Below are 26,174 nucleotides of genomic sequence, written 5' to 3' on the forward strand. Positions count from 1 at the left end.
TACACCATCGCCACGCTTTACAGCGGTAGAAATGATGGTACATTTACTTAGTGTTTTAGGTAGCGAAAAAGCCAATGACAATATTACTGAACGGGTTTTAAGCCACCTAACCATTTGTTTTCCAAATTTTTAATGGTGCCATTGGCTTTTGCCGTATCAATGCCCTTGTTCAGTTTTTCCAGCAATGCCGTATTGTTTTTATTAACCAAAAACACCAATTGGCGTGGCTCTTCACTTTCTACACGGAGGAAACGGGTTGTGTCTTCTTTTTTCATTTCTTTGGCAAAATGTGCCAATACATAGTTTGCGCCTAAAACGCCATCTACCTGTTGATTATACAGTTCTCGCGCGGACAAATAGAACGTATCAACCACCATCACATTATTGGGTGAACCTGTTAATTTGGCAGCCAAATCAATCATGGATTGACCGTAATATTTACTCACGGCAATTTTTTTACCCTGTAATTGGGCAATGTTTTGAATATTGGCATTGCCTGCTTTATCATCACATAAACCCACAACAATGTAGGCTTCCATAAAAGGTTTACTCATAACCACATCATCAGGGTATTTGGCATTGCCATAAAATGCCGATGCAAACAGGTCAAAGTGATTATTTGTCAAAACATGTTGATAATCATTGCGAATATAGTGATTGAAATCCATTTTCAATCCCTCGCTTTGACCAATGGCATTGAGTACGTCCATTTCAATACCCAAAATGTTGTTTTTTTCATCACGATATTGAAATGGTGGATAGGTGGCATCTGTTGCCACTTTGATGGTGGTTGTGGCACTGCTGCTGTGTTGTTGGGCTGATGTTGCTTTGGTGGTATTGGTCGCATTGCTGCCTGAATCATCGCCACAAGCTGCCAATAACATTGCTGCACATAAGTGTAAAAGATACCATTTTTGCTTCATTTGAACTGCTCTCCTGTGCCATTATTATCAATAAAATCAAACCATGCTGATATTCTAACTCATTTTTTGCGTTTTTTTAACCCTATTTTGCGCATTTTGAGCGAGTTTTTTTGGTAATTTTATTTCAAAAAAAAGCTGCCTGAAAAATCATTCAGGCAGCTTGTTATGTCAAGATACTGAGAACTAAAAATAACGCTGGTAATAGGCAATACTCGCCGCCAACATTGCTACCAACAAGATGATTTCAGCAAGCCATACAAATACTTGATGTATTGCACGGCGGTGTTGGGGCAAACGCAGTACCAGCCATGCCATGATGACCAAAATCAAACACAGCAAAACAAGTAACCATTTAAACCACATACTTATTTTATGGATTAAGTTGGTTTCAGGCAGCCTGAATACACCCTATCAATTCCATTTTTTGATAATTGCGTCCAACTCGCCACTTTGTTTAATGTTTTGCAAACCAGTATTGATTTTGTTGAGCAATTCTGTATCACTTTTCAAAACGCCAAAGCCCAAATCGGCAGTTTCAGGCAATTCAGAGTTGGGCAATTTGCTTTCATAAAAAGTGTAATCTTTAAATAAGGGATTTTTCGCCACATGGCGTAATGCCCCACAATCGCTTACCACCGCTTGCACCTTATCCGCTGCCAAATATTGAAAGCCTTGCAACAAAGTGCGAATGTGTTCAATTTTACTTTTACCCACGCCATGTACTTTAATCAATTCCTCATCAAGAAAATCGTCTAAATGTGTCGCAACCGTTTGTTTGTGCCAATTGCTGCTGTTTTCGGGTTTGGCAACATAAATGCAATCGCCCGAACGCATATAAGATTGCGACAGCACATAATCGGGATAATCCGTTAAATCATCTGCTGCAATGCCGTCCATAACCACACTCAAATTTTGTGTTTTGGCACTTTTCATCAAACTGTCCCATTCTAATGCCACATATTCCACTTGAAAATTTTGATTTTTGGCAATGGCATTCATGATGTCAATGTCCAAACCTGTTATGCCACCATTTTGTGTGCGTTGATTGTAGGGGGCGTAAGTGAAATCAGTACCAACACGATAGGTCATAGATGGGGTTGTTGCAGCAGTATTGGGAACAGGTGTTGTATTTTGGGTTTCTTCCTGTTTAGAACACGCGCCTATAGCCAATAATACAGATGAAATCAATAAATATTTTTTTAAAAACATGGTATTTTCCAAGAAAAAGTTTAAAAATAAACCGTTCAGACAGCCTGAAAGCACGAAAAGCAGAATTATGGCATAATTCAACATCATTCAAACCAACGTAAATCAAAAAATCATGAAAAATCAACGCAAAATTTTGGTAACCTCCGCTCTGCCCTACGCCAACGGCGCAATCCACTTGGGACACATGGTGGAACACATTCAAACCGACATTTGGGTACGTTTCCAAAAATCACGCGGACACGAATGTTACTACTGCTGCGCGGACGACACACACGGCACGCCCATCATGCTTGCCGCGCAAAAACAAGGCATCACGCCCGAACAACTCATTGAAAAAACACATGGCGAACATTTGTCCGATTTCACAGGTTTTGGCATTGGCTACGACAATTATTATTCCACCCATTCCCCTGAAAACAAACAGTATTCCGAACAAATCTACTTGGCATTGAAAGCCAACGACAAAATCATCAGTAAAAACATCAATCAACTGTTTGACCCCGAAAAACAAATGTTCTTGCCCGACCGTTTTGTCAAAGGCGAATGCCCCAAATGCCACGCCAAAGACCAATACGGCGACAACTGCGAAGTGTGCGGCACCACCTACGCCCCCACCGATTTAATCCAACCCTATTCGGTGGTATCGGGCGCAACCCCCGTGATGAAAGAAACCGAACATTTCTTTTTTAAATTAAGCGATTGTGCCGACTTTTTACGCACATGGACTTCGGGCAACAACGCGCAAGGCAAACCCCATTTGCAAGACGAAGCCCGCAACAAAATGAACGAATGGCTCAAAGATGGCGAACTTGCCGACTGGGACATCACGCGAGACGCACCTTATTTCGGCTTTGAAATCCCCAATCAGCCCAACAAATATTTCTACGTTTGGCTGGACGCGCCTGTGGGCTACATGGCAAGTTTCCAAAATTTGTGCGACCGCATTGGTTTGAATTTCAACGACTATTTTGGCAAAGACAGCCAAGCCGAACTCTACCATTTCATCGGCAAAGACATTTTGTATTTCCACGCCCTGTTTTGGACGGCAATGTTGGCATATTCGGGCTACCGCACCCCAAGCGGTATTTTTGCACACGGATTTTTGACGGTGGACGGGCAAAAAATGTCCAAATCACGCGGCACATTCATCACAGCCAAATCGTATTTGGAACAAGGGCTTAACCCTGAATGGATGCGCTACTACATCGCCGCCAAATTAAACAGCAAAATTGAAGACATTGACTTGAATTTAAACGACTTTATCGCGCGTGTGAACAGCGATTTGGTTGGCAAATTCGTCAATATTGCGGCACGGGCAAGCGGCTTTATCCAAAAACGCTTTTCAGGCAGCCTGAAAGATGTTTCCCAAAGCGATTTGATTAAGCAATTAACTGAAAAATCAGAACAAATCGCCCAAGATTACGAAGACCGCGAATACAACAAAGCCATTCGTGAAATCATGGCTTTGGCGGATTTGGTGAACGAATATGTGGACGAGAACAAGCCTTGGGAATTGGCAAAACAAGAAGGTGCAGACAATCAATTACACCAAGTGTGCAGCGAATTGATTAACGCATTCAAGATTTTGGCGGCGTATTTGTCGCCCGTGTTGCCCAAATTGGCGGTTCAGGCAGCCGAATTTTTGAATATTGAAAAACTGGATTGGGCGCAAACCGTCTCCACGCTGCCTGAAAACCACAAAATCAATGAATACAAACATTTAATGCAACGTATTGAGGAAAAACAAGTGAACGCTTTGATTGAAGCCAACAAACAAAACATTGAAGCCCAGCCCCAAACCCAAGTGGAAGAGAAAAAGGCTGATTTCCCAGAAGGTTACACGCCCGTATCGGCACAATGCAGCTTTGATGATTTTGTGAAAGTGGACATGCGCGTGGCAAAAGTGCTGAATTGCGAAGCGGTGGAAGGCAGCACCAAGTTGTTGAAATTTAATTTGGATTTGGGTTTTGAGCAACGCACGATTTTTTCGGGCATTGCGGCAAGCTACCCCAATCCTGCTGAATTGAACGGCACGATGGTGATTGCGGTGGTGAATTTCGCGCCACGCAAAATGGCAAAATTTGGCGTATCCGAAGGCATGATTTTGTCGGCGGCAGACGGCAACGGTCAGTTGAAATTATTGACCGTGCATGAAGGCGCAAAAGCGGGCGATAAAGTCGGTTAATTGATTGCAATAAAACAGTTCAGGCAGCCTGAAACTTAAGCTGCTTTTAAACTGACGTAGGGGCGGATTTCATATCCGCCCCTTTTTTCAATCTATTGATGAAAATAAAAATTTTCGCAGTTTTGCAAAGGTTTCAGCCTGTTGTTACGGCAACAATGCCACTTGGCTTAAACCTGCTGTTTCAGGCAGCCCACACATCAGGTTCATGTTTTGCACCGCTTGCCCTGCCGCGCCTTTGACCAGATTGTCTTGCACGCTCATCAAAATCCACACATTGTCGGTGTATTCGGGGGCGCGTTGCGCGGCAATGCGGCAAATGTTTGCGCCACGCACGCTGCGCGTTTCGGGGGTACTGCCTATGGGCATCACGTCCACAAACGGGCTGCCTGAATAAAAATCCGCAATCAAATCATGGGGATTGATGTTGTCTTGCACATGAACATAAGTGGTGGCGTGCATGCCGCGTATCATCGGTGTGAGATGTGGCACAAAAATGAATTTCTCTGCCAATTTTTCATCAAACAAAGCAATGGTTTGGCGAATTTCAGGCAGGTGGCGATGTCCTGCCACACCGTATGCTTTGAAATTGTCGCCCGCCTCGCACAACAAAGTGCCAACGGCAGCTTTGCGCCCCGCCCCCGACACGCCCGATTTGCAATCTGAAATAATCGGCATACCATCTTGTAAAACCTTGTTTTTCAACAAAGGGATAAGCGGCAGCGACACGCAAGTGGGGTAGCAGCCTGCGTTTGCCACCAACTGCGCTTGTTGGATTTGGGCGCGATTCAATTCGCTGATGCCATACACCGCCTGTTTTAAGGCAGCCTGCGCGGTAAAAGGCATACCGTACCATTTTTCCCAAGTTGGCACATCTTGCAAACGAAAATCGGCAGACAAATCCACCACTTTCACGCCCTTTTCCAGCAAAGCAGGCGCATCGCGCATGGCAACACCGTGTGGCGTGGCAAAAAACACCACATCACATTGCGACAAATCAGCATGTTCAGGGTCTTGAAAACGCAAATCGTACACACCGCGCAAGCTGGGAAAATAATCCGCAATGTGCACGCCAGCCTCGCCACGACTGGTGATGATTTGCACTTGCGCGTGGGGGTGTTGTGCCAACAATCGCAACAACTCCACGCCTGTGTAGCCCGTTGCGCCCACAATACCAATATTCAACTTGGACATGATTTTCCTTTCACAAACAATCTGATGATGAATTGAACATGATAAAGCTGCCTGAAAACACCCTCCCCATTCTGTTTTCAGGCAGCCTGCACATCAATTATTTATTGCCTTTTTGACGCAAAGTGCGAATTTCCGCCAAGCCTTGTTTGGCGTGTTCATCGCCTTGGTCGGCGGCGGCTTGCCACCAATGTTCGGCTAAATCCAAGCGTTTGGGTTCGGCATTGAAATACAGCCAGCCCAAACCATATTGCGCGGCAACCACATTTTGCCCTGCGGCAGCGCGATACCATTTAATTGCCTCATCATCGCTTTGCTCCACGCCCCAGCCGTTGAAATAGGAAATGGCAAGATTGGTTTGCGCTTCGGCATGACCTTGCTCTGCCGCTTTCAAATACCACGCGGCGGCTTGACGCAAACCTTCTTGCGTGTTCAAAGCCTGATAGAGCAAACCCAAATTGAATTGCGCGTCCACATGACCTTGGTCGGCGGCTTGTTCGCACCAATCGGCGGCTTTGTCAAAATCCTGTTTCACGCCCTTGCCATCGGCATAGAGCAAACCCAAATTGTTTTGCGCGTTGGGGAAACCCTGTTCGGCAGATTGTTGATAATATTCTGCCGCTTTGGTGTAGCTTTGTTTCACGCCTTCGCCATTTTCATAGCGTATGCCCAAATTGTATTGGGCGGCAGGGTCGCCATTTTCGGCGGCTTTGGTAAACCATTCTACGGCTTTGGCATCGTCTTTTTCCACGCCTTGACCGTTGGCATAGGCAACCGCCAAATTGTATTGGGCGATGGGGTCGTTGGTTTGCGCGGCGCGTTCAAACCAGTGGGCGGATTTGGCAAAATCTTGCTCCACGCCCAAGCCGTGTGCATACAATTCGCCCAAATTCACTTGTGCCGAGGCATAGTCTTGTTCGGCAGCGCGTTCGTACCAATGGTGTGCTTGGCGGTAATTTTGCAAAATGCCCGAACCTGTGGCATACGATACGCCAATATTGTATTGGGCTGGCGCATAGCCTTGTTCTGCCGCGCGCAAATACCACACGGCTGCCTGACGTTCATCTTGTTCCACGCCCAAGCCTTTGTCGTACATCAAGCCAAAATAGTGTTGCGCCTGTGCGTTGCCCTGTTCTGCCAAATAGCTGAAAATGGAATAGGTGGTGGCGTATTCGCCACGGTCGTAGGCGGCAATGCCATTGACCAACATGGCGTCAATGTCTTCTGGGCTCAGTTTGTCGTGTTGGATTTCGGATTGGCTGGCGGCATTTTCCGCATTTTCTGCATTTTCCGCATTTTCTGCATTTTCTGCATTTTCTGCATTTGCCTTGTTTTCGCCATCATTTTGGCTGGGGGTTTCAGGCTGCGTTTCGCTGGCTTTTTCGTTGTCCAAATCTTGGGTTAGGGCTTCGCCAATGGCGTTGCCTGCGGCGATTTCGTCTGGGTCGTTTTCAAGTGGTTCGGTTTTTTTGACCAGTTCTTTTTTTTCGCTTGCGCTGGCGGCTGCGCTGGCTGCCAAGGCGGCGGCTTTCAAGTCGTTGCCTTGAATGGCTTGTTGGATTTTGGCAACTTGCGCTTCGGTGCTGGTGTCGCTTTCAGGCTGCTTTTCGGTGTGGGCAGATTGCAAGTCGGTTTTGGCGGTGTCGGCAACTTCGGTTTCGGCAATTTCGCCTGCGCTGATGGCGGCTTGGCGATACCAATCGGCAGCTTGTGCGTAGCTTTGTTTCACGCCTTTGCCCAAGGCATACAATTCGCCCAATTTGGCTTGGGCTGGGGTGTGTTTTTGTTCGGCAGATTGGGTAAACCATTCGGCTGCGGCAGCGTCATCGCGCGATACGCCCAAGCCCAAGGCGTACAGTCGCGCCAAATCGTATTGAATGCTGGCATCGCCTTGTTCTGCCAAATCTTTTAAATGGTGCAATGCGTCCAAATGCCCTTGCGTGGCTGCCTGAAAATACCAATCGGCGGCACGGCGCGTGTTCAAATCCACCCCCAAGCCTTTGTGATACAGCTCGCCCAGTTGAAATTGGGCTTCGGCATGGGTTTGTTGTGCCAATTCGCGGTAAATGGCAAGTGCGTCTGCATAATCGCCTGTTTGGGTGTGGGTTTGGGCTTTTTCCAACAGGTTTTCGGGTTGGTTTTCTTGTTGTTCGGCGGCTTTGCCCAGCCATTCGGCAGCGGCGCGGAAATCTTGTGCCACGCCATTGCCCACCGCGTATAATTGACCCAATTTGGCTTGTGCGGCGGCGTAGCCTTGTTCGGCAGATTGGGTGTAGTGCTGCACGGCGCGGTTTAAGTCGGCTGCTACGCCTTTGCCTTCGGCGTAAATTTCGCCCAAGTAAAATTGGGCTGTGGCTTTGTGTTGGTCTTGCTCGCTCAATTCGGTGAACACGCGCACGGCAGATTCGTAATCGCCTTGTTCAAAAAAGGCTTTTGCGCTGTCCAATTTTTGGTTGGGGCGATGTTCTTCGCTTTCGGCTGCCTGAATGAACCATTTGGCTGCCAAGCGGAAATTGCGTTCCACACCAATGCCTTTGGCGTAGCATTCGCCCAATTTGGCTTGGGCTGCCAAATAGCCTTGTTCGGCGGCTTGTTGGTAATGTTTGGCTGCCTGAACGCTGTCTTGGGCAACGCCATAGCCGTGGGTGCTGGCTTCGCCCAAGTAAAAACGGGCAATGGGCGATTGTTCTGCCAAAGGCAACAGGGCGGCAATGGCACGTTCATAATCGGCTTGATTGTAGGCTGCCAAGGCTTGTGGCAGCGTGAGTGCTGAATCAGGTTTGTGGGGCATCATGGTTGCTATCCGTTGAAAATCGGGGTGTGAATGGGTTGCAAAAATAGCCATAATGTTAGCATTGATTGCCCCATTTTGCTGAAAAAAGTGCAATGTTTCAGGCAGCCTTTTGCCAATTTGTATTTGGGTAAGGTGGGGCAACTTGTCTGCATTTCAGGCTGCCTGAAAACACCAATTTGTGTTTATAATGCCACCGTTCAATCAACAAGGATAAACATCATGCAATTACCCCAAATTCACCCCAACTATGCCGCCTATTTAAAAGACTTTGAAACCAAAATCTTGCAAAACCACAGCAAAATTGAAGCATGGTTTCGCGCCCAATGGCAGCAACACCAACCCCCATTTTACGGCTCGGTGGACATTCGCAACGCAGGCTACAAAATGGCAAGCATAGACATGAACCTGTTTCCAGGTGGGTTCAACAATCTCAATCCCCATTTCATTCCACTTGCCACGATTGCCGCCCAAGACGCGGTAGAACGCGCTTGCGAAACCGCCAAATCCGTGCTGCTCATTCCCGAAAACCACACGCGCAACACCTTCTATTTACAGAATGTTTTTGCCTTGTCCAACATTTTGCGCGATGCGGGATTTGAAGTGCGCGTGGGCAGTTTCAACCCCGAGCTGACCCAAGCCACCGAATTTGAAACCGCCTTGGGCAACACATTATTGATTGAGCCACTTTTGCGTACCGACAACCGTGTGCATTTGGCAGATGGCTTTTCTCCCTGTTTCATTTTGTTAAACAATGATTTATCAGGTGGCGTACCCGATATTTTGCAAGGTTTGGCACAAAACGTGCTGCCGCCCCTGCACGGTGGCTGGACAACACGCCGCAAAACCCAACATTTTGCCGCCTACAATCAAGTAGCCCAACAATTTGCCGATTTAATTCAAATAGATGAATGGCACATCAACCCCTATTTTGAATACGTGGGCGGCTTGGATTTTCAAGAACGCGAAGGCGAAGACGCTTTGGCAGCAGCCGTTGAGCGCGTCTTGGCAAAAATCCAAGCCAAATACGATGAAAAAGGCATTACCGACCAACCCTTTGTGATTGTCAAAGCAGACGCAGGCACTTACGGCATGGGCGTGATGAGCGTGAAATCTGCCGATGAAGTCCGCAGCCTGAATCGCAAAAACCGCAACAAAATGGCAAAAATCAAAGAAGGCTTGGAAGTGTCGGAAGTGATTGTTCAAGAAGGCATTTACACCTACGAAACCATGGACAATGCCGTTTGCGAACCCGTTGTGTACATGATGGACAGATTTGTGATTGGCGGTTTTTTCCGCGTGCATGAAGGTCGCCGCAACGATGAGAATTTGAACGCAGGCGGCATGGTGTTTGTGCCTTTGGAACACAGCATTCCCAGCGCAGGCAGCGCCAACGATGCCGAAACCGAAGCACATTGCAAACGCGTTTTTGAACAATGGGACGAATTGGGCATGGCGCGTCCCAATGCCGACCAGTTGGATTGCACTTGCAACCGCTTGTATGTGTATGGCGTGATGGCGCGATTGTCGCTGTTGGCGGCTGCCATTGAATTGGCGGGATAAGGTTTTAGGCAGCCTGAAAAGATGGGCAGCCTTTGCAAAACCTGCTTTTAAATTGACGTAGGGGCGGATTGCATATCCGCTCCTTTTTCAATTTATTGATAAAAATCACAATTTTTGCAAACATAAACAACGCGAGTTTGGGATAAAAGTGATTGATAAATTTAAGTTACTTTGCGCCCTCTCCCCGTGGGAGAGGGCTGGGGAGAGGGTGTGCTGCTCAACCAACCCTCTCTCCAACGCTTTCCCATAGGGAGAGAGGGCGGGTTTAAGTTACTTATCCCAAGTTCATGTTAAACAGGGCAAATATGAAATCCGCCCCTGCAAACCGAGTTTGGCAAAGGTTTCAGGCTGCCTGAAAATGGTATTGTGTGGCGCATAAAATGTAAAAAAATGCAAATAAAATCCCCCCATTTCAGCCACACACAAACAAACAGCAATCAGTCGCAATACAGACATTTGATTCTGTACAAAAAAATCAAAATCAATCGCCATGTTTGATTTGATTTATTGATGATAATTATTTGTATTTTAAAATGAAATTTGCATTTTGGTGGCAATGTGTTTATCATGCGCCCCAGTTTCAATTTTGATTGTATAAAGGATAAAACATCATGCAAGGCGATAAAGAAGTCATTGATTACATGAATTTTTTGCTGGAAAACGAATTGGCAGCACGCGACCAATATTTCATTCACTCACGCATGTATGCCGAATGGGGCTTGACCAAATTGTTTGAACGCATTGGTCATGAAATGGAAGATGAAACCCTGCACGCCGAAGGTTTCATTCGCCGCATCATCATGCTGGGCGGCACGCCCAAAATGGTTTCTGCACCCGTTAAAGTGGGCAAAAACGTAACCGAAATGCTCCAATTTGACTTGGACACCGAAATTGAAGTGCGCGACAATTTGAAAAAAGGCATCAAATTGTGCGAAGAAAAACAAGACTATGTGAGCCGCCAACTGTTGGTTGAACAACTCAAAGACACCGAAGAAGACCACGCACATTGGTTGGAACAACAACTGCGTTTAATTCAAATGATGGGCGAACAAAATTACCTGCAAACCCAAATCTTGGCAGCAGGCAGCGACCCCACTCACGGTCATTGATGGGGGCAACATTATGAAAGGCGACCGCATTGCCATTCAGCAACTCAATAAAAACTTGGGTTTGCTGCTGGTAACGATTAACCAATATTTTTTACACGCCCGCATTTTGAAAAACTGGGGTTTAGAAGAATTGGGCGAACATTTCTACAAAAGCTCCATCGTGGAAATGAAACAGGCTGATGCCATTATTGAGCGTGTGTTGTTTTTGGAAGGCTTGCCGAATTTGCAAGAATTGGGCAAATTGCTGATTGGCGAAACGCCCGAAGAAATCATCAAATGCGATTTGGCAAAAGAAGAAGAAAAACACCAAGCCCTGATTCACGCCATTGCCATTTGCGAACAGCAGGAAGATTATGTTTCACGCCAATTACTTGAACAGCAAAAAGATGTGAATGAAGAACGCATGGATTGGCTGCAAAATCAATTGGATTTGATTGCCAGCATGGGCTTGCCCAATTATTTGCAAATGGGCGTGTTGGAAACCGAATAACATCATAAAAGTCGCACAAACCACGACACCAAAACGAAAGCTGCCTGAAAAGTGTGTTTTTTCAGGCAGCTTTTTTTGCGTGCAATTATTTGACCAACTGGGAAATGGTTTTAAAAGCAGGGTGTTGCGCGTCTTTCATCAAATGAAACAGCAGGCTTTCAATGTTGCTGACCACCGCGCCTGCTGCCTGAATTTGCATCAAGGCATTGTTTTTGTTGTCCAAAGTGCGTGATGTAACGCATTCGTGTGGCACATACACATTCAGGTTTTTGTCGCGCAAATCCAGCACCGTTTGTAAGACACAAACGTGGGTTTCGCAGCCAATCACAATCACATTTTCAATGTTTTGCGTGATGATGTATTGCGCCACATCGTCAATCATCGCGGAAAAGCGCGTTTTTTCAAACACGGGCGTTTCAGGCAGCAGGGCGCGAATGCTGTCCAGCGTGCTGCCCAAGCCTTTGGGGTACTGTTCGGTCATCACGGCTTTTACGCCCAAGGCGTTTAAGCCTGTGATGATTTTTTTGTTGTTGCTCAACCAGTTGTCTTTGTCGTGCAAAACGGGCAACAGGCGTTGTTGAATGTCCACAACCAACAGCAGGGTATTTTGTGTATTGAACATATTGATTTTCCTTTTGTTTTTTGGTTTCAGGCTGCCTGAAACGCATTTGACGATTGATGGCGAATTTCCCAACATTGATGAATTTTTTTATTGCGAAAATCATCGGGAACCGATTGTTTGGAAACATCTTTTACCGCATAACGCTGGGCAATTTCATCGTTTAGGGTAAATGTACGCAAATTATTGGAAAAATGCAACACGCCTTGTGGTGCAAGCAATTTCATCGCGCCATCAATCAGGGTGTTTTGGTCGCGTTGAATGTCCAAAATATCGCGCATTTTTTTGCTGTTGGAAAAACTGGGTGGGTCTAACACAATGATGTCAAACTGTTTTTTCTGTTCGGCTGCCTGAATCAAATATTGAAACACATCGGCGCGTACAATTTGGTGCTGGTTCAAATCCACGCCATTGAGCTGAAAATTGCGTTTCGCCCAATCCAGATAAGTATTGGATAAATCTACGGTTTCGCTGTACACCGCGCCACCTGTTGCCGCGTAAACGGTAAAGCTGCCTGTGTAGGAAAACAAGTTCAAAAAGCGTTTGCCTGCCGCGCTGTTGCCCACTTTGTGGCGCGTGTTGCGGTGGTCTAAAAACAGCCCTGTATCCAAATACTTATCCAAATTGACCCAAAATTGGCGACCGTGTTCGCGCACAATGAAATCTTCGCCTGCTGCGCCTGTTTTTTCGTATTGGGCTGTGCCTTTTTGTCGGGCGCGTTGTTTTAAGTGTATGTTTTGTTTGGGTAAGCCAGTTACAAATTGCACGGCATCGCACACATCGTCCAACCATTTTTGGTAATCATCGGGGTGCATCAACCAGCCTGTGTCGTATTCTTGCAAATGAATGTGTTCGCCATAAACGTCTATGGCAAAAGGAAATTGGGGTATGTCCTTGTCGTAAATGCGCCATGCTTCAAGGTTTTGGCGTTTTGCCCATTTGAGTTGGTGTTTGAGATTTTTGCCCAAGCGGTTGATAAAGTCGTTGATTAAATTCATTTTGTTCTTTCAAATAGGCGGAAAATGTTTTCAGGCTGCCTTTCAGTACACGACATTTTTTGATATTGCCACAAACCTGCCCCCTCCCCCTATGTAAGGGGGAGGGCTGGGGTGGGGGTTAGAAACGCAAAGAGCCACCCCCACCCTAACCCTCCCCCGCCAGCAGGGGAGGGGACAGGTTGCAGACAGCCTGAAAGATTTTTGTCGTGTACTGAAAGGCTGCCTAAAAATTCGCCAACAATTTGGCGCGTTGTTCGGGTGTGGCGGTGTGGATTTGGGGCAGCCAAGTTTGGAATTTTGCCCAATCGGTTTGCAATAAAGCAAAATTGGCTTGCAGCAACTTGGGGGCGGTTTCATCGTGCAGCGTCAGCAACAGCAGGCTGCCTGAAAAGCGGATTGCCGCAATATCGTGCCATGCCACCGCATATTCTTGCACCACTTTGCGATTCACATGCACCTTCATGTGAAACACGATTTGTTCTGGCGAAACAGTAACCTGTGTTTTCCTGTTGCCCGCCAGCCACAACAAAGCAGGCAGCGAAAACACCCCAAATAAAATTACCCCCAACCACGACACCGTGGCAAGATACAAACCCGTGCTGCCATATAAGCCGCCCACGCTGCCCAAAGCTGCCGCCGCACAAATCAAAGCAAAACGGAAAATTTTGCCACGATTGTATTTCAAAGATACCATATTCATTTTTATGCCAAATTGTTCAACATCCACGCCACATAGCGTTCAACGCCTTGTTCTACCGTCAAAAATTCATCGGCATAGCCTGCCTCGCGCAAACGGCTGATGTCGGCTTGCGTGAAACTTTGGTATTTGCCTTTCAAGCTGTCGGGGAAGGGAATGTAGCGAATCAGCTCCTCATTGACCATTTGCGCCAAAGTGAGGGGCGATTTGCCTTCGGCAGCGCGGCAGGCATTGACGGTGGCGGCTGCCAAATCGTTGAATGGCTGGCTGCGCCCTGTGCCCAAATTGAAAATGCCTGATTTTTCAGGGTTATCCAAAAAATACAAATTCACTTTTACCACATCTTCCACGCTCACAAAATCGCGGCTGTGTTCGCCTGCGCCATAGCCGCCATATTCGCCAAACAAATTCACAAAACCTTGCGTACGATATTGATTAAAATGATGAAATGCCACCGAAGCCATGCGCCCTTTGTGCTGTTCGCGCATACCGTAAACGTTGAAATAGCGGAAACCCACCACCTGTGCCGTTAAACGCGATTTCATGCGCTCGCGCACCACTTGGTCAAGCAGAAATTTGGAATAGCCATACACATTAAGGGGTTGTTCCAATTCACGTTCTTCGCGGAACACTTCGCCTTTGCCATACACCGCCGCACTGGACGCATACAAAAATGGAATGCGCTCATCTTGACACCAATCCAGCAAATCCAAAGTGTATTGATAATTGTTTTGCATCATGTACTTACCGTCATGATTCATGGTGTCGGAACACGCGCCTTGATGAAACACCGCCTGAATGTTGTCAAACGGAAATTGATGGTCGCAAATTTGGCGTAAAAATTCGTGTTTGTCCAAATAATGTGCGATGTCGCAATCGGCAAGGTTGCGGAATTTGTCGCCGTGCGTCAGGTTGTCCACCGCGATGATGTCGCGTATGCCGCGCGCGTTTAAGCCTTTGACGATGTTGCTGCCGATTAAGCCTGCTGCGCCTGTTACGATGATGGTCATTTTTTTTCCTTCTTTATGATAAATTTGCTATTTTTCTGATGCCGCTTAACAATTGATTAAAACTGGTAGAACGGTTATTTTCAATATCCATGAATGGGGCAATTTTTCTTGAACCTGATATTTTTTGATATCCACCATCTACCAATCTGTCCAGCTCTTGTACAGGATTGCTTAATTCATCAGGGTTTTTGAATTTGCGAGTTTGTTGTAATTTTCTGAGCGTTTCTTTACCAAAAGCACGAGCAACTGCTTGCAAATCCCCCAAATAAAAACTCTCTAATTCATGGCAAGCAATGCGAATTAGTGTATTGGGCTTTCCTGCATCAATACAAATTTTTTTCAAATTTTCTTTAATTTCTAAACAATTACCTGAATCTTTATCGCGCAATACCACAAATTGTATTTGTTCAGCATTCAGCCAGCCTTTTAAACGTTTAGGCAAACGTTTTTCCAAATCTTGCTTGCCCTCAAAAATAATGAATTGATACTGAATATGCTCGGGTAATATTTTAGGCAAAATTTCATTGAGCATGATTTCTGCTGATTTTTCTTCAAGAAAAAATACAAATTGGTTAATCATTTGGGATTTGCTCCTTTAAAAAAGCCTTCTTTCCACAAATATCCCATTTGGTCTCCCTCAGCCATAAAAGCAGCTAATTGTTCATCATCTTGTGCACGTTTAATTTGAGTGTAGCCATTTTCTTTTACCAGCCAAAATACTTCATCCAAATTGACCGCATTCAAAAAATCAGGCGAATGGCTGGAAACAAAAACTTGACCGCCTTTTTTAGAATAAGCACGAAATTCTTCCGCTAATTCAAACAGTAGACTTGGGTAGAGTTGGTTCTCGGGTTCTTCTACGCATAATAATGGGTGCGGATTTGGGTCGTAAAGTAAAACTAAGTAAGCAAACATTTTGATTGTGCCATCTGACACATAACGGTCAATAAATGGGTCTTTGAATGTTCCATCTTTGAAACCCAAAATCAGTCGTCCATCTGCTGTCTGAATGGGTTCAACATCATCAATGCCTGGTACGCGATGTTTCATCGCTTCCACAATTTCTTGAAAAATATCTGGCTTATTTTCAAAAAGATGACGTGCAACAACCTGTAAATTTTCCCCTGTTACCGATAAATGCTCGTATTCGCCCAGCATGTCTTTACTGCCGCGTGCAAGGTTAATGTGGAAATCTGAAACATGCCAATTTTCAATTAATTGGCGAAACTCTTTTGCTGCTTTGAAACGTTCAAATTGCCCAAGTCCCTTAATCGCCAATACATCTGGGGAAATGGTTTGTGTTTCACGGTCAAGGTCTTCATCTTCTTTACCAAAATCTTCTTCATTTGTAATGGCATAACCTTCTCCATTGCTGAACTTCAAAAAATGGTAAGGGGAACCATAACGACCACGTTTGTATTTTAAAATTTCATTACGAATAATCGGTTTATTTTTTTCCAAACCAATTTGGATACCATAGGTTACCAGTCGTTCGGTATTAACAATTTTAGTGCGAAATTTAATTTCAAATTCAATACATTCCGTTTTCTTTGCTCCGCGACTTAATACTTGTTCAAATCCACCACGCACTTGTAAAGCATGACTGACATTATATGTTAAACAATGTTTTAAGAAGCCGAATACATCAAATAAAGTGGATTTGCCAGAACCGTTTGCCCCTACAATTACGGCAAATGTAGGAATATCTACCATTTCAGCATTTTTAAAACCTTTGAAATTTTTAATTTTCAGTGATTCAATTTGCATGTTAATTATCCTTAATTTTTAATACAGACTTAAATCATAATTCCAATTTCAGGCAGCTTTTATACCACAAAAGCTGCCTGAAATTCATTTTTTTATCGGTTTGTGCGATTGACTTTGCACTTGATGAATCGTGTGATTTGCCAAATTCACAGCCGTTAATTGTCCGCCCCACAATGCGCCTGTGTCCAAGCCAATCACGCCATTTTTTTGCACCAAACCCAATGCCGACCAATGCCCAAACACCACCGTGTGGCTGGTGTTTTGGCGATGTGGCGCGTCAAACCACGCATAATTGGGCGGCACAATATCGGCATAAACCGATTTAAAATCAAAGTCCAACACATTTTCAGGCAGCAAAACGCGCATACGCGTAAAGGCATTGGCGATAAAGCGCAGCCTGTCCCAATCTTTTAATTGTGGCGACCATTTTGCCGTGTTGCCATACATGTTTTCAAAAAAATGTTTGGCGTGTTTGCCGCGCAAAACCTGTTCCAATTCGTGCGAATATTCGGCAGCTTCTGCCACCGACCATTCGGGAAACAAACCTGCGTGTACCAGCACACATTCATCGTTTTGACGCAAAAGTGCTTGATTTTGTAGCCAATTAAGCATTTTTTTGGCATCGGTGTGGTTCAAAATGTCTTGCACGGTATCGCCTTTTTTCAGTTTGCCAAAGCCGTGCCAAATGGCAAGCAAATGCAAATCGTGGTTGCCCAACACGATTTGTACGCTGCTTTCATGCTGCCTGCAAAATTGCAAACACGCCAGCGATTGCGTGCCACGATTGACAATGTCGCCCACCAACCAAAGCGTGTCGGTGCCGTGATTAAATTCAATTTTTTCAAGTAATTGTGTTAATTCGGTGTAGCAGCCTTGCAAATCGCCAATTGCATAATGTGCCATGGGTGTTCCTTTTATCTGACCAATACAGGTTCTTGAAATGCGAAACAGGCGGTAGATACGCGCTGTTATCTATCGCCTGTTTGGGTAAAACGCTTTATGCTGCCTGAATGTTGGAAGCCTGTTTGCCTTTGGGTCCTGTGGTTACTTCAAAAGAAACTTTTTGACCTTCTTTCAAAGTTTTGAAACCTTCCATATTGATGGCAGAGAAGTGTGCGAACAAATCTTCGCCGCCTTCATCAGGGGTGATGAAACCAAAACCTTTTGCGTCATTGAACCATTTTACGATACCAGTTGCCATAGTTGTGCTACTTTCATACAAAAAAAATTAAAAAAACAGCGCAGCAACCCTGAAAAATCGGTTTACATGGTTTTAAAAATCTCTGAATCAAAGTGTTTTTTTAACAATGCAATAAAACAACTTTTTCTTGTGTTACTCGCTGTTGTGCTTTTTACCGATATTTGTGCATGGGGTCAAGTTTTATTTGGGTAATTTCTCAAATTTTATTAAAATAATCATTTATGCAACAAAAATGGCACAAATCAAATGAGTTTAACCGATTTTTCTTTACAGGGGCAACGCCACAAAATCGCCCCACCCAAACGCTATGGTGTGTTTTTGCTCAATGATGATTACACCACCATGGATTTTGTGGTTGAAGTGCTGATGGACATTTTTAACCTGCCTGAAAGCCGTGCTGTGGCGGTGATGTTGCAGGTGCATCATGAGGGTAAGGGTTTGTGTGGCATTTACACGCGCGACATTGCCGAAAGCAAACAGCAGCAAGTCTTGAATCACGCGGCACAAGCCCAATTTCCCCTGATGTGCATTGTTGAGGAAACAGAATGATTAGCGAACAATTAGAATACATTTTGCAACAAATTCATGAAGATGCCGAGTCTTCTCATCACGACATCATCGGTTTGGAGCATTTGCTTTTGGGCTTGATTGAACACAGCAACGATGTGCGCGATACACTGGTGGCGTGTGGTGCCAATGTGGAGAAACTGACCATACAGTTGCTTGATTGCATTGATGAAAGTACGCCCAAACGTTTGAATCGCCATGAGCGTGATAAGGCTGTGCCAATGAGTTTGGGGCTTGGGCGTGTGATTCAGCGTGCCGTGCTTCAAGCAAAATTGGCAAAAAAAAGGGACGCGCTTCCCATAGACGCGCTTGTTGCGCTGATGCATGAAGATGACAGCCATGCGGTGTATTTTTTGGCAAAACATGGTGTGTCGCGCGTGGTGTTGTTGCGCTACATTTCGCATGGGGTAGGTGCTGGTGATGATGTGCCGCGTTCAGGCAGCCTGAAAGCCGAGGACGATGACGAAAACCAATCTGCCGACAATCCTTTGGAAACCTACGCCATCAATTTGAACGCCGAAGTTCAAGCTGGGCGCATTGACCCACTGATTGGGCGCAAAATGGAAATGGAACGCCTGTTGCAGGTTTTGTGTCGCCGCCGCAAAAACAATCCGCTTTTGGTGGGCGAGGCGGGCGTGGGCAAAACCGCATTGGCAGAAGGTTTGGCGTATTTAATTGAACAGCAACAAGTGCCAGAAATTTTGTCCAACGCCACCGTTTTTGCGCTGGACATGGGCGCATTGCTGGCTGGCGCAAAATACCGTGGCGATTTTGAGGCGCGTTTGAAAGCGGTGTTGAAAGAATTGGCGCAAGTGGAAAACGCCATTTTGTTTATTGATGAAATTCATACGGTTATCGGTGCAGGCAGCACGCAAGGCAGCAATATGGACGCGAGCAATTTGCTCAAACCCGCCCTTGCCAAAGGCAGCTTGCGTTGCATAGGTGCAACCACTTATGAAGAATTTCGCACCATTTTCAACAAAGACCACGCTTTGAATCGCCGATTCCAAAAAATTGATGTGCTTGAACCGAGCATTGGCGAAACCGTGCAAATTTTGCAAGGCTTAAAACCGATGTTTGAGGCACACCACGAAGTTGCCTACACCGATGAGGCGTTTCAGGCAGCCGCCGAATTGTCGGCAAAATACATCAACGAGCGTTTTTTGCCCGATAAAGCCATTGATATTATTGACGAAGCAGGAGCAGCACAACGCATCAAACAGCCTGAAAACCGCATTCACACCATCGGCAAAACGCAAATTGAAGAAATGGTTGCCAAAATCGCCCGCATACCCGAAACCACCGTGTCGCACGATGACAAACAGGTGCTGAAAACCTTGGCAAGCGATTTGAAAACCAAAGTGTTTGGGCAAGATAAAGCGATTGATGTGCTGGTATCTGCCGTGAAAATGGCGCGTTCGGGTTTGGGGCTGCCTGAAAAGCCGATTGGCTGTTTTCTGTTTTCAGGACCCACGGGCGTGGGCAAAACCGAAGTGGCGAAACAGTTGGCACAATCGCTGGGCGTGTCGTTGCAACGCTTTGATATGTCTGAATATATGGAAGCCCATGCCGTGTCGCGTTTGATTGGTGCGCCCCCCGGTTATGTGGGTTATGAACAAGGCGGTTTGCTCACCGAAGCCATCAACAAACACCCCCATTGCGTGTTGTTGCTGGACGAAATTGAAAAAGCCCACCGCGACATCTACAACGTATTGTTGCAAGTGATGGACGCAGGCAGGCTGACCGACAACACAGGGCGCAGTGCCGATTTTCGCAATGTGATTTTGATTATGACCACCAACGCAGGCGCAGAAGCATTGAGCAAGCCCACATTTGGTTTTGTCAGTAAACGTGAGCGCGGCGATGAAATGGTGGACATCAAAAAACAATTCACGCCCGAGTTTCGCAACCGTTTGGACGCGATTGTGCCATTTGCGCCCTTGTCATTGGCGATGATTGAGCAAGTGGTGGACAAATTTTTGGCAAATTTGGCAACACAGTTGGCAGAGAAAAACGTGCGTGCCGAATTTGGCAATGATTTACGCAAGTATTTGGCAGACAAGGGCTTTGACCCACAAATGGGCGCGCGCCCAATGAATCGCCTGATTCAAGAAACCGTGCGCAAGGCTTTGGCAGACGAATTGCTGTTTGGCAAGCTGGTAAACGGTGGCTATGTGTTTGTGGATTGGGACGAGAAAACCGCGCAAACCAAATTGTCGTTTCGCAAACCGCGTGTGAAAAAAACGGAAACGGTGTGATTTCAGGCAGCGTTGCACTACACGACAATTTTTGATGTTGCCACGAACCGACCCCCTCCCCCTGTGAAAGGGGGAGGGCTGGGGTGGGGGTGAGAACGCCAATGAGCCACCCCCACCCTAACCCTCCCCCGCAGGCAGGGGAGGGAACCGATTTCAGGCAAGCAAAGATTTTTGTTGTGTGCGTTCAGGTAGCCTGAAACCGCATTCTACCACCCAAAATATTGAAAAAATCATTTTTATGTCCAAAATTCATCTTCTTCCCGACCATTTAATCAACCAAATCGCGGCTGGCGAAGTGGTAGAACGCCCCGCCAATGCCCTAAAAGAAATCGTTGAAAACAGCATAGACGCTGGCGCAACACGCATTGCCATTGAATTGGCAGGCGGCGGCATTAAGCTGATTCAGGTACACGACAACGGCATGGGCATGGTTGCCGATGATTTGCCCTTGGCATTGTCGCGCCACGCCACCAGCAAAATCAAAAACTTATCCGATTTGGAACACGTTGCCAGCATGGGTTTTCGTGGCGAAGGCTTGGCGAGCATTGCCTCGGTGTCGCGTTTGCGCTTAACCAGCCGCACGGCACAATGTGCCCACGCCAGCGAAATCCGCGCCGAAGACGGTAAATTGTCGCCCATCGCTGCCGCCGCCCACCCCATCGGCACCACGGTGGAGGTGCGCGAATTGTTTTTCAATACCCCTGCGCGGCGCAAGTTTTTGAAATCGGAAAACACGGAATACGCGCATTGTGTGGTCATGTTGCAGCGTTTGGCTCTGTCGCACCCACAAATTGCTTTTTCTTTAAAAAACAATGGCAAAGATGTATTTGATTATCCCGCACAATCGCCTTTGCAGCGTGTGGCGATGATTTTGGGCGATGAATTTCAGGCAGCCTGTTTGCCGATTGACAGTGGCGAAAACCCCTTGCGCGTTCACGGTTTCATTTCCAAACCGACCTTTGCCAAGGGCAAAACCGATATGCAATTTTGCTTTGTAAACAATCGGTTTGTGCGCGATAAGGTCATGCTCCACGCGGTGAAACAGGCATACCGTGATGTGTTGCACAATCAAACCACGCCTGCTTTTGTGCTGTTTTTGGACGTGCCGTCCGACATGGTTGATGTGAACGTGCATCCCACCAAAACCGAAATCCGTTTCCGCGACAGCCAAGCGGTGCATCAGTTGATTTTTCACAGCTTGAACAAGGTGTTGGCGCAAACCCGTGCCGATGAAACCGAAAGTGTGGGCAATGTGAGCGCGATTTTGGCACAACGCCTACCCACGCCCAGCGATGACGCCCCGATTTTTTCAGGCAGCCTGAAAAGTGTTGCCGATGAAAAAACGAAAGTCGCGCCCGTGCAGTATTCGGCGTTTCGTGCGCCACAACAGGGGCGATTGTCGCTGCGCGAGCGGCAGGCGGCAATGAACACTTATGCCGAATTGTATCGCGATGACGATGTGGTTTCCGCCCCAGCCGCGCGGCAGCCTGAATCAATATCGCCACAAAATAATCAATCAAATCAAGAGTATCCTTTGGGATTTGCCTTGGCACAATTATTGGGGATTTACATTTTGGCGCAAACGGCAGACAGCCTGATTTTGGTGGACATGCACGCCGCCGCCGAGCGTGTGAATTACGAAAAATTGAAAGCGCAACGCGATTTGGGCAGCCTGAAAACGCAGTTGTTGCTGATACCCGTTACCTTTACCGCCACGCCTGAACAGTTGGCGACTTTGGCGGATTTTGGCGACTCAATCCGCGAATATGGCTTGCATTTGGCGCAAATTGACGACAAAACCATAGCCGTTAAAGCCGTTCCAAATATGTTGAGCAAGGCAGATGTGGCAAGTTTGGCGCAAGATGTGTTGCGTGAAATGGCGCAGGTGGGCAGTAGCCAAATTGTTGAAAAATATGAAAATCAACTGCTTTCCACCATGGCGTGTCATGGTTCGGTGCGGGCAGGGCGGCAATTAACGCTGCCTGAAATGAACGCCCTGTTGCGCGACATGGAAAACACGCCGCGCAGCAATCAGTGCAATCACGGTCGCCCCACTTGGGTCAAGATTGGTTTGCAGGATTTGGACGCGCTGTTTTTGCGTGGGCAGTAGTTTCAGGCAGCCTGAAACCTTTGCAAAACTCAAGTCGTAGGGGCAGATTTCATATCTGCCCTGTTTAAACTTGCAGAAATTTTTATTTTTATCAATACAAAATGAAACACCATGTAGGGTGCAACTTGTTGCACCAAATCCATGTTTTATCAGGAAAATGGTGCAACAAGTTGCACCCTACACTTGTCCTATTTTGAAATGCATGAAACCTAAATTGAAAAGGGGCGGATATAAAATCCGCCCCTACATCAATTTAAAAGTGGGTTTGCACAGGTTTCAGCCTGAAAGATTTTTGTCGTGTACTGAAAGGCTGCCTGAAAACCCATTTTTAGAACTTGTAGCTCACAGACGCATTCACATTGCGACCTTGCCCATAATAGCAATAATAATCACAGCCGCTCACATGGCGTTTGTTGGCAACATTGTCCACATTGATTTGGGCTTGCCAATTTTTCGCAAAATCGTAACGCGCCATCAAATCAAACATCGTGCTGGACGGCACTTTGGCTGCCGAATACAAAGAACCCTGGCTGCTCACGCTGCTGCCCACATGACGCATACCCGCACCCAAAGTCAGCCCATTGAGTTTGCCTTCGTTGAATTGATAGGCGGTTTTCAAAGCCAAAGTGTGTTTGGGCAACAAGGGATTGCGCGTGTTGCCTGTGCTGTCTTGGCTGGTGGATTTCAAATAAGTGTATGCCAAGCCCACATTCAAATTGTCCAACACATTCACATCGGCTTGAATTTCTGCGCCTTTGCGTTCCACCATGCTGGGGTTGGACACCGTTGCCCCCAAATCTTTGGACAACAATGCGCCCTTGTCTTTGGCACGGAATGCGGCTACGGAAAGGCTGCCGTCCACCGCTTTGGGCAGGTATTTCACGCCAATTTCGGTTTGTTTGGTGATGGCAGGGTCGTACAGCACATCGTTGCCGCCCAAGCCCACAGGCAGCCTGAACGATTCATTGTAGCTGATATAAGGATTGAATCCTGCTGGCGCATGATACATCAACGAACCTGAATAAGATGTATGATTTTCTTTGACTTTTTGGGTGCGCGTGTGTTCGGTTTGTTCGGCGCGGTCGTGGCGTATGCCCAATCCCAAGGTGATGAGTTTGTTGATTCGCGCTTGATTTTGCAAATAAAAGCCCAACTGCTCTGCCTGAATGTGGGTACGCGGTGCGCTGCTCACGTCTTGGTTTTGACCGTATCCTACGCTGGGGTTACGCAAATCGGTGGAGGCGGTTGTGCCAAATAGGGTGTAAAGCGCGTCCACTTTTTGACGGCGATAATCCACACCTGCGCTTAATGTGTTGTTGAGCCAAGCATTTTTGAATTGCCAATTCAGGCGATTGTCGGCGCTGTGCGATTGCATTTTGCCATCGTTAAACACCACGCCGCGTGATAGGGTGTAGCCTGCCGCGCTGGGTTCAAGTGGCGACCAATCGGCGGCATAGGCTGATGGATACAAATATGCGCCGCGATGGAAGTTTTGTGTGTTGCTGTAACGGTAGCTGCTGTTGAACGACACGCCTTTGCCAAATTGGTGTTTCAATTCATAGCCCAAGCTGAATTGTTTGTTGCTTTCGGTGTCGTTTTTGGGGTCGCCATAATTGTGGCGTGGGTTGATGTGGCTGCCATCGGGAAAGGCTTTGAGTGTGCCTTCTTGTGGCAGGAAATTGCTGCTGGGCGTGCCTTTGTCGCGTTGATACGATGACAAAATGTCCAACTGCGTTTGGGGGGCAATGTCCCATTGCAAGGTGGGGGCGATGTATAGGGTGCGGTTGTCGCTGTCTTGCCATTCGCCTTCGGCATGACGCGCCGATGCCACCACGCGATAACGCAGGCTTTTATCGGCATTCAGGCTGCCTGAATAATCGGCGGCTAAACCGTATTGTTGGCGATTGCCCACATTGGCGCGGATTTCGCCTTTGCCCACCTGTTCGCGGTTGGCGCGTTTGCTGATGTAGTTGATTAAGCCGCCTGCGTTGGCTGCACCAAAGGTCATCGCGTCTGCCCCTTTGGTCATTTCAACGGCTTCTACGCCAAAGGTTTCGGTGTAGGGCGTGAAAAAGCCATATTGAAAAGCGGGCAAACCGTTTACCGCTTGGGTGGCTTCTGCGCCGCGAATGCGAAACCAGTTGGTGTTGGTGTCGCTGCCAAAAGGTTGATTGGTAAAGCCAGCCTGATAGCGACCCAATTCATCGGCTTTTTGCACGCCTTCTTGTTGCAACTGTTGAGCGGTCAGGGCAACTGCCGATTTGGCTTGACGAAATGGCACTTCGCCCAATTTGAACATGGTGCCGCTTGATTTGACCACCACCGTATCCAATTCTTGTTGTTGGACATCGTTCTGTTGGACATCGTTTGCCCAAGCCGTGCTGTTGAGCGCAAGCCATACTGCCAGCGAAAGGGTGCTTAAAGTTTTTTGTTTCATAATTGAAAATCTCTTGATGTTGAGGGTAAAAAAATCAGGCATTATAGATGAAATGGCGTGGGCATTTGGGCGAATTTCAGGCTGCCTGAATGCGTGTGGTGGTTTTATCCACAGCCTGTGTAAAAGTAAGTGAATGATGGGCATTTGATATTGAGAGATAAAATCAAAATCAATATAATCCGAGCCATTTTATTTTAATTTTCAAGAAAATCATTACGGTGTTTCAACTTCAACAAATTTCTTTTGCCGTGCCAGAGCGCGTGCTGCTGGACGACATCTCGCTGACATTTCAAACCAATCGCGTTTACGGTTTAATTGGACACAATGGTTCGGGCAAATCCACTTTGCTCAAATTGCTCACGCGGCAAAACGTGCCACGTTCAGGCAGCCTGCAACTGAATGAACGCCCATTGCAACACTACACAGCGCGTGAATATGCCCAACAGGTTGCCTATTTGCCGCAACATTTGCCCTCTGCCACCGCACTCACGGCGCGTGAACTCATCGCCATGGGGCGTTATGCGTGGCGCAGTTGGCTCGCACGCGAAAGCGATGCCGACCGCCAAGCCATCGCACAAGCCATGAAATTGACCGACACCACCGCATTTGCCCATCAAATGGTGGACACGCTTTCGGGTGGCGAACGTTCGCGCATTTGGCTGGCAATGTGTTTGGCGCAACAAAGCCGCTTTTTGCTGTTGGACGAACCCTTGGCAGCTTTGGACATTGCCCATCAGCTTGAAGTGATGAATTTGGTTCAAAATCTGTCGCGGCAACTGGGTTTGGGCGTGATTATTGTGATACACGACATCAATTTGGCGGCACAATTTTGTGATGAATTGGTTGCGCTCAAAGGCGGCAAATTGCTCAAATCGGGTACGCCAAATGAAATCATGACCACCGAAGTGTTGCACGACATTTACAGCGTGGCGATGAACATCATTGCCCACCCTCAAACCGCACGCCCCATCGCCTTGCCATGAAAATTCGCCTTGTCTTCGCAAAAATGGTCAATAAAATCAAGCCATCAATCTTAAAAAAACAAGGTTCTG

The 26,174-nt window shown here is 46.8% G+C and carries 23 protein-coding genes; 8 read left to right on the top strand and 15 right to left on the bottom strand.

Features of this window, described 5'->3' with window-relative positions; all coding sequences use genetic code 11:
- Positions 1-83 precede the first annotated feature (83 nt).
- The 3 genes from H3L97_RS04305 to H3L97_RS04315 all read right to left on the bottom strand — a co-directional run bounded on the left by H3L97_RS04305 (position 84) and on the right by H3L97_RS04315 (position 2,132).
- Positions 84-923 carry a substrate-binding periplasmic protein gene (locus tag H3L97_RS04305; protein WP_097113922.1) on the bottom strand — a complete coding sequence of 280 codons (840 nt, stop codon included), beginning with the start codon at positions 921-923 and terminating at the stop codon, positions 84-86.
- A 183-nt stretch (positions 924-1,106) separates the two neighbouring features.
- The gene (locus H3L97_RS04310) at positions 1,107-1,286 is read right to left on the bottom strand and encodes a protein MIGRI (RefSeq protein ID WP_097113923.1); all 180 of its coding nucleotides are present in this window, start codon (positions 1,284-1,286) and stop codon (positions 1,107-1,109) included.
- 48 nt (positions 1,287-1,334) lie between these two features.
- Positions 1,335-2,132 (bottom strand): substrate-binding periplasmic protein, encoded by a 798-nt coding sequence (locus H3L97_RS04315; RefSeq protein ID WP_179655795.1) that lies wholly within the window; start codon positions 2,130-2,132, stop codon positions 1,335-1,337.
- Positions 2,133-2,244: 112 nt separating this feature from the next.
- Here H3L97_RS04315 and metG point away from each other — a divergent pair, with 112 nt between their 5' ends.
- Positions 2,245-4,317 carry a methionine--tRNA ligase gene (gene metG, locus H3L97_RS04320; RefSeq protein WP_097113925.1) on the top strand — a complete coding sequence of 691 codons (2,073 nt, stop codon included), beginning with the start codon at positions 2,245-2,247 and terminating at the stop codon, positions 4,315-4,317.
- A gap of 144 nt (positions 4,318-4,461) precedes the next feature.
- On the opposite strand, the gene argC is transcribed toward metG, so the two are convergent.
- Complete coding sequence (gene argC / locus H3L97_RS04325; RefSeq protein ID WP_097113926.1) at positions 4,462-5,511, bottom strand: N-acetyl-gamma-glutamyl-phosphate reductase; 1,050 nt, start codon at positions 5,509-5,511, stop codon at positions 4,462-4,464.
- 94 nt (positions 5,512-5,605) lie between these two features.
- Positions 5,606-8,299 (bottom strand): SEL1-like repeat protein, encoded by a 2,694-nt coding sequence (locus tag H3L97_RS04330; protein ID WP_179655796.1) that lies wholly within the window; start codon positions 8,297-8,299, stop codon positions 5,606-5,608.
- A gap of 219 nt (positions 8,300-8,518) precedes the next feature.
- Here H3L97_RS04330 and gshA point away from each other — a divergent pair, with 219 nt between their 5' ends.
- On the top strand, positions 8,519-9,859 hold the full coding sequence (gene gshA / locus H3L97_RS04335; RefSeq protein ID WP_097113928.1) for a glutamate--cysteine ligase: 1,341 nt from the start codon (positions 8,519-8,521) through the stop codon (positions 9,857-9,859).
- Between the two features lie 285 nt (positions 9,860-10,144).
- Here gshA and H3L97_RS04340 read toward each other — a convergent pair whose 3' ends face one another.
- On the bottom strand, positions 10,145-10,315 hold the full coding sequence (locus H3L97_RS04340) for a hypothetical protein (RefSeq protein WP_179655797.1): 171 nt from the start codon (positions 10,313-10,315) through the stop codon (positions 10,145-10,147).
- A 155-nt stretch (positions 10,316-10,470) separates the two neighbouring features.
- On the opposite strand from H3L97_RS04340, the gene bfr (H3L97_RS04345) reads away from it, so the two are divergent.
- Positions 10,471-10,968 carry a bacterioferritin gene (bfr, locus tag H3L97_RS04345; protein ID WP_097113930.1) on the top strand — a complete coding sequence of 166 codons (498 nt, stop codon included), beginning with the start codon at positions 10,471-10,473 and terminating at the stop codon, positions 10,966-10,968.
- Positions 10,969-10,981: 13 nt separating this feature from the next.
- Positions 10,982-11,458, top strand: a complete 477-nt coding sequence (bfr, locus tag H3L97_RS04350) for a bacterioferritin (RefSeq protein ID WP_097113931.1) — start codon at positions 10,982-10,984, stop codon at positions 11,456-11,458.
- Between the two features lie 85 nt (positions 11,459-11,543).
- On the opposite strand, the gene H3L97_RS04355 is transcribed toward bfr (H3L97_RS04350), so the two are convergent.
- From H3L97_RS04355 to H3L97_RS04390, 8 genes are all read right to left on the bottom strand, one after another.
- A complete protein-coding gene (locus H3L97_RS04355) occupies positions 11,544-12,080 on the bottom strand; it encodes an isochorismatase family protein (RefSeq protein WP_097113932.1) in 537 nt (178 codons plus the stop codon).
- Between the two features lie 26 nt (positions 12,081-12,106).
- Positions 12,107-13,075 carry a class I SAM-dependent methyltransferase gene (locus H3L97_RS04360; RefSeq protein WP_097113933.1) on the bottom strand — a complete coding sequence of 323 codons (969 nt, stop codon included), beginning with the start codon at positions 13,073-13,075 and terminating at the stop codon, positions 12,107-12,109.
- A 223-nt stretch (positions 13,076-13,298) separates the two neighbouring features.
- Positions 13,299-13,775, bottom strand: a complete 477-nt coding sequence (locus H3L97_RS04365; RefSeq protein WP_097113934.1) for a hypothetical protein — start codon at positions 13,773-13,775, stop codon at positions 13,299-13,301.
- A gap of 2 nt (positions 13,776-13,777) precedes the next feature.
- Positions 13,778-14,782 (bottom strand): ADP-glyceromanno-heptose 6-epimerase, encoded by a 1,005-nt coding sequence (gene rfaD, locus H3L97_RS04370; protein WP_097113935.1) that lies wholly within the window; start codon positions 14,780-14,782, stop codon positions 13,778-13,780.
- Positions 14,783-14,795: 13 nt separating this feature from the next.
- Complete coding sequence (locus tag H3L97_RS04375) at positions 14,796-15,362, bottom strand: DUF4276 family protein (protein WP_224446393.1); 567 nt, start codon at positions 15,360-15,362, stop codon at positions 14,796-14,798.
- Positions 15,359-16,549 carry an AAA family ATPase gene (locus tag H3L97_RS04380; RefSeq protein ID WP_097113936.1) on the bottom strand — a complete coding sequence of 397 codons (1,191 nt, stop codon included), beginning with the start codon at positions 16,547-16,549 and terminating at the stop codon, positions 15,359-15,361. The genes H3L97_RS04375 and H3L97_RS04380 overlap by 4 nt, the downstream gene beginning before the upstream one ends.
- 84 nt (positions 16,550-16,633) lie before the next feature.
- Positions 16,634-17,452: a symmetrical bis(5'-nucleosyl)-tetraphosphatase gene (locus H3L97_RS04385; RefSeq protein WP_097113937.1), complete on the bottom strand. Its 819-nt coding sequence runs from the start codon at positions 17,450-17,452 to the stop codon at positions 16,634-16,636.
- A 94-nt stretch (positions 17,453-17,546) separates the two neighbouring features.
- Positions 17,547-17,750 carry a cold-shock protein gene (locus H3L97_RS04390; RefSeq protein ID WP_002641241.1) on the bottom strand — a complete coding sequence of 68 codons (204 nt, stop codon included), beginning with the start codon at positions 17,748-17,750 and terminating at the stop codon, positions 17,547-17,549.
- Between the two features lie 246 nt (positions 17,751-17,996).
- Between H3L97_RS04390 and clpS the strand changes: the two genes are divergently transcribed.
- The 3 genes from clpS to mutL all read left to right on the top strand — a co-directional run bounded on the left by clpS (position 17,997) and on the right by mutL (position 22,685).
- On the top strand, positions 17,997-18,299 hold the full coding sequence (gene clpS / locus H3L97_RS04395) for an ATP-dependent Clp protease adapter ClpS (RefSeq protein ID WP_097113938.1): 303 nt from the start codon (positions 17,997-17,999) through the stop codon (positions 18,297-18,299).
- Positions 18,296-20,575 carry an ATP-dependent Clp protease ATP-binding subunit ClpA gene (clpA, locus tag H3L97_RS04400; RefSeq protein ID WP_097113939.1) on the top strand — a complete coding sequence of 760 codons (2,280 nt, stop codon included), beginning with the start codon at positions 18,296-18,298 and terminating at the stop codon, positions 20,573-20,575. Before clpS ends, clpA begins: the two co-directional genes overlap by 4 nt.
- A gap of 238 nt (positions 20,576-20,813) precedes the next feature.
- Positions 20,814-22,685, top strand: a complete 1,872-nt coding sequence (gene mutL, locus H3L97_RS04405) for a DNA mismatch repair endonuclease MutL (protein WP_097113960.1) — start codon at positions 20,814-20,816, stop codon at positions 22,683-22,685.
- A gap of 328 nt (positions 22,686-23,013) precedes the next feature.
- On the opposite strand, the gene H3L97_RS04410 is transcribed toward mutL, so the two are convergent.
- Positions 23,014-25,266: a TonB-dependent siderophore receptor gene (locus H3L97_RS04410; protein WP_220457431.1), complete on the bottom strand. Its 2,253-nt coding sequence runs from the start codon at positions 25,264-25,266 to the stop codon at positions 23,014-23,016.
- A gap of 74 nt (positions 25,267-25,340) precedes the next feature.
- Here H3L97_RS04410 and H3L97_RS04415 point away from each other — a divergent pair, with 74 nt between their 5' ends.
- Positions 25,341-26,105 (top strand): ABC transporter ATP-binding protein, encoded by a 765-nt coding sequence (locus H3L97_RS04415; RefSeq protein WP_097113941.1) that lies wholly within the window; start codon positions 25,341-25,343, stop codon positions 26,103-26,105.
- Positions 26,106-26,174 lie beyond the last annotated feature (69 nt).

It is taken from the genome of Alysiella filiformis (assembly GCF_014054525.1).
Classification (GTDB): domain Bacteria; phylum Pseudomonadota; class Gammaproteobacteria; order Burkholderiales; family Neisseriaceae; genus Simonsiella; species Simonsiella filiformis.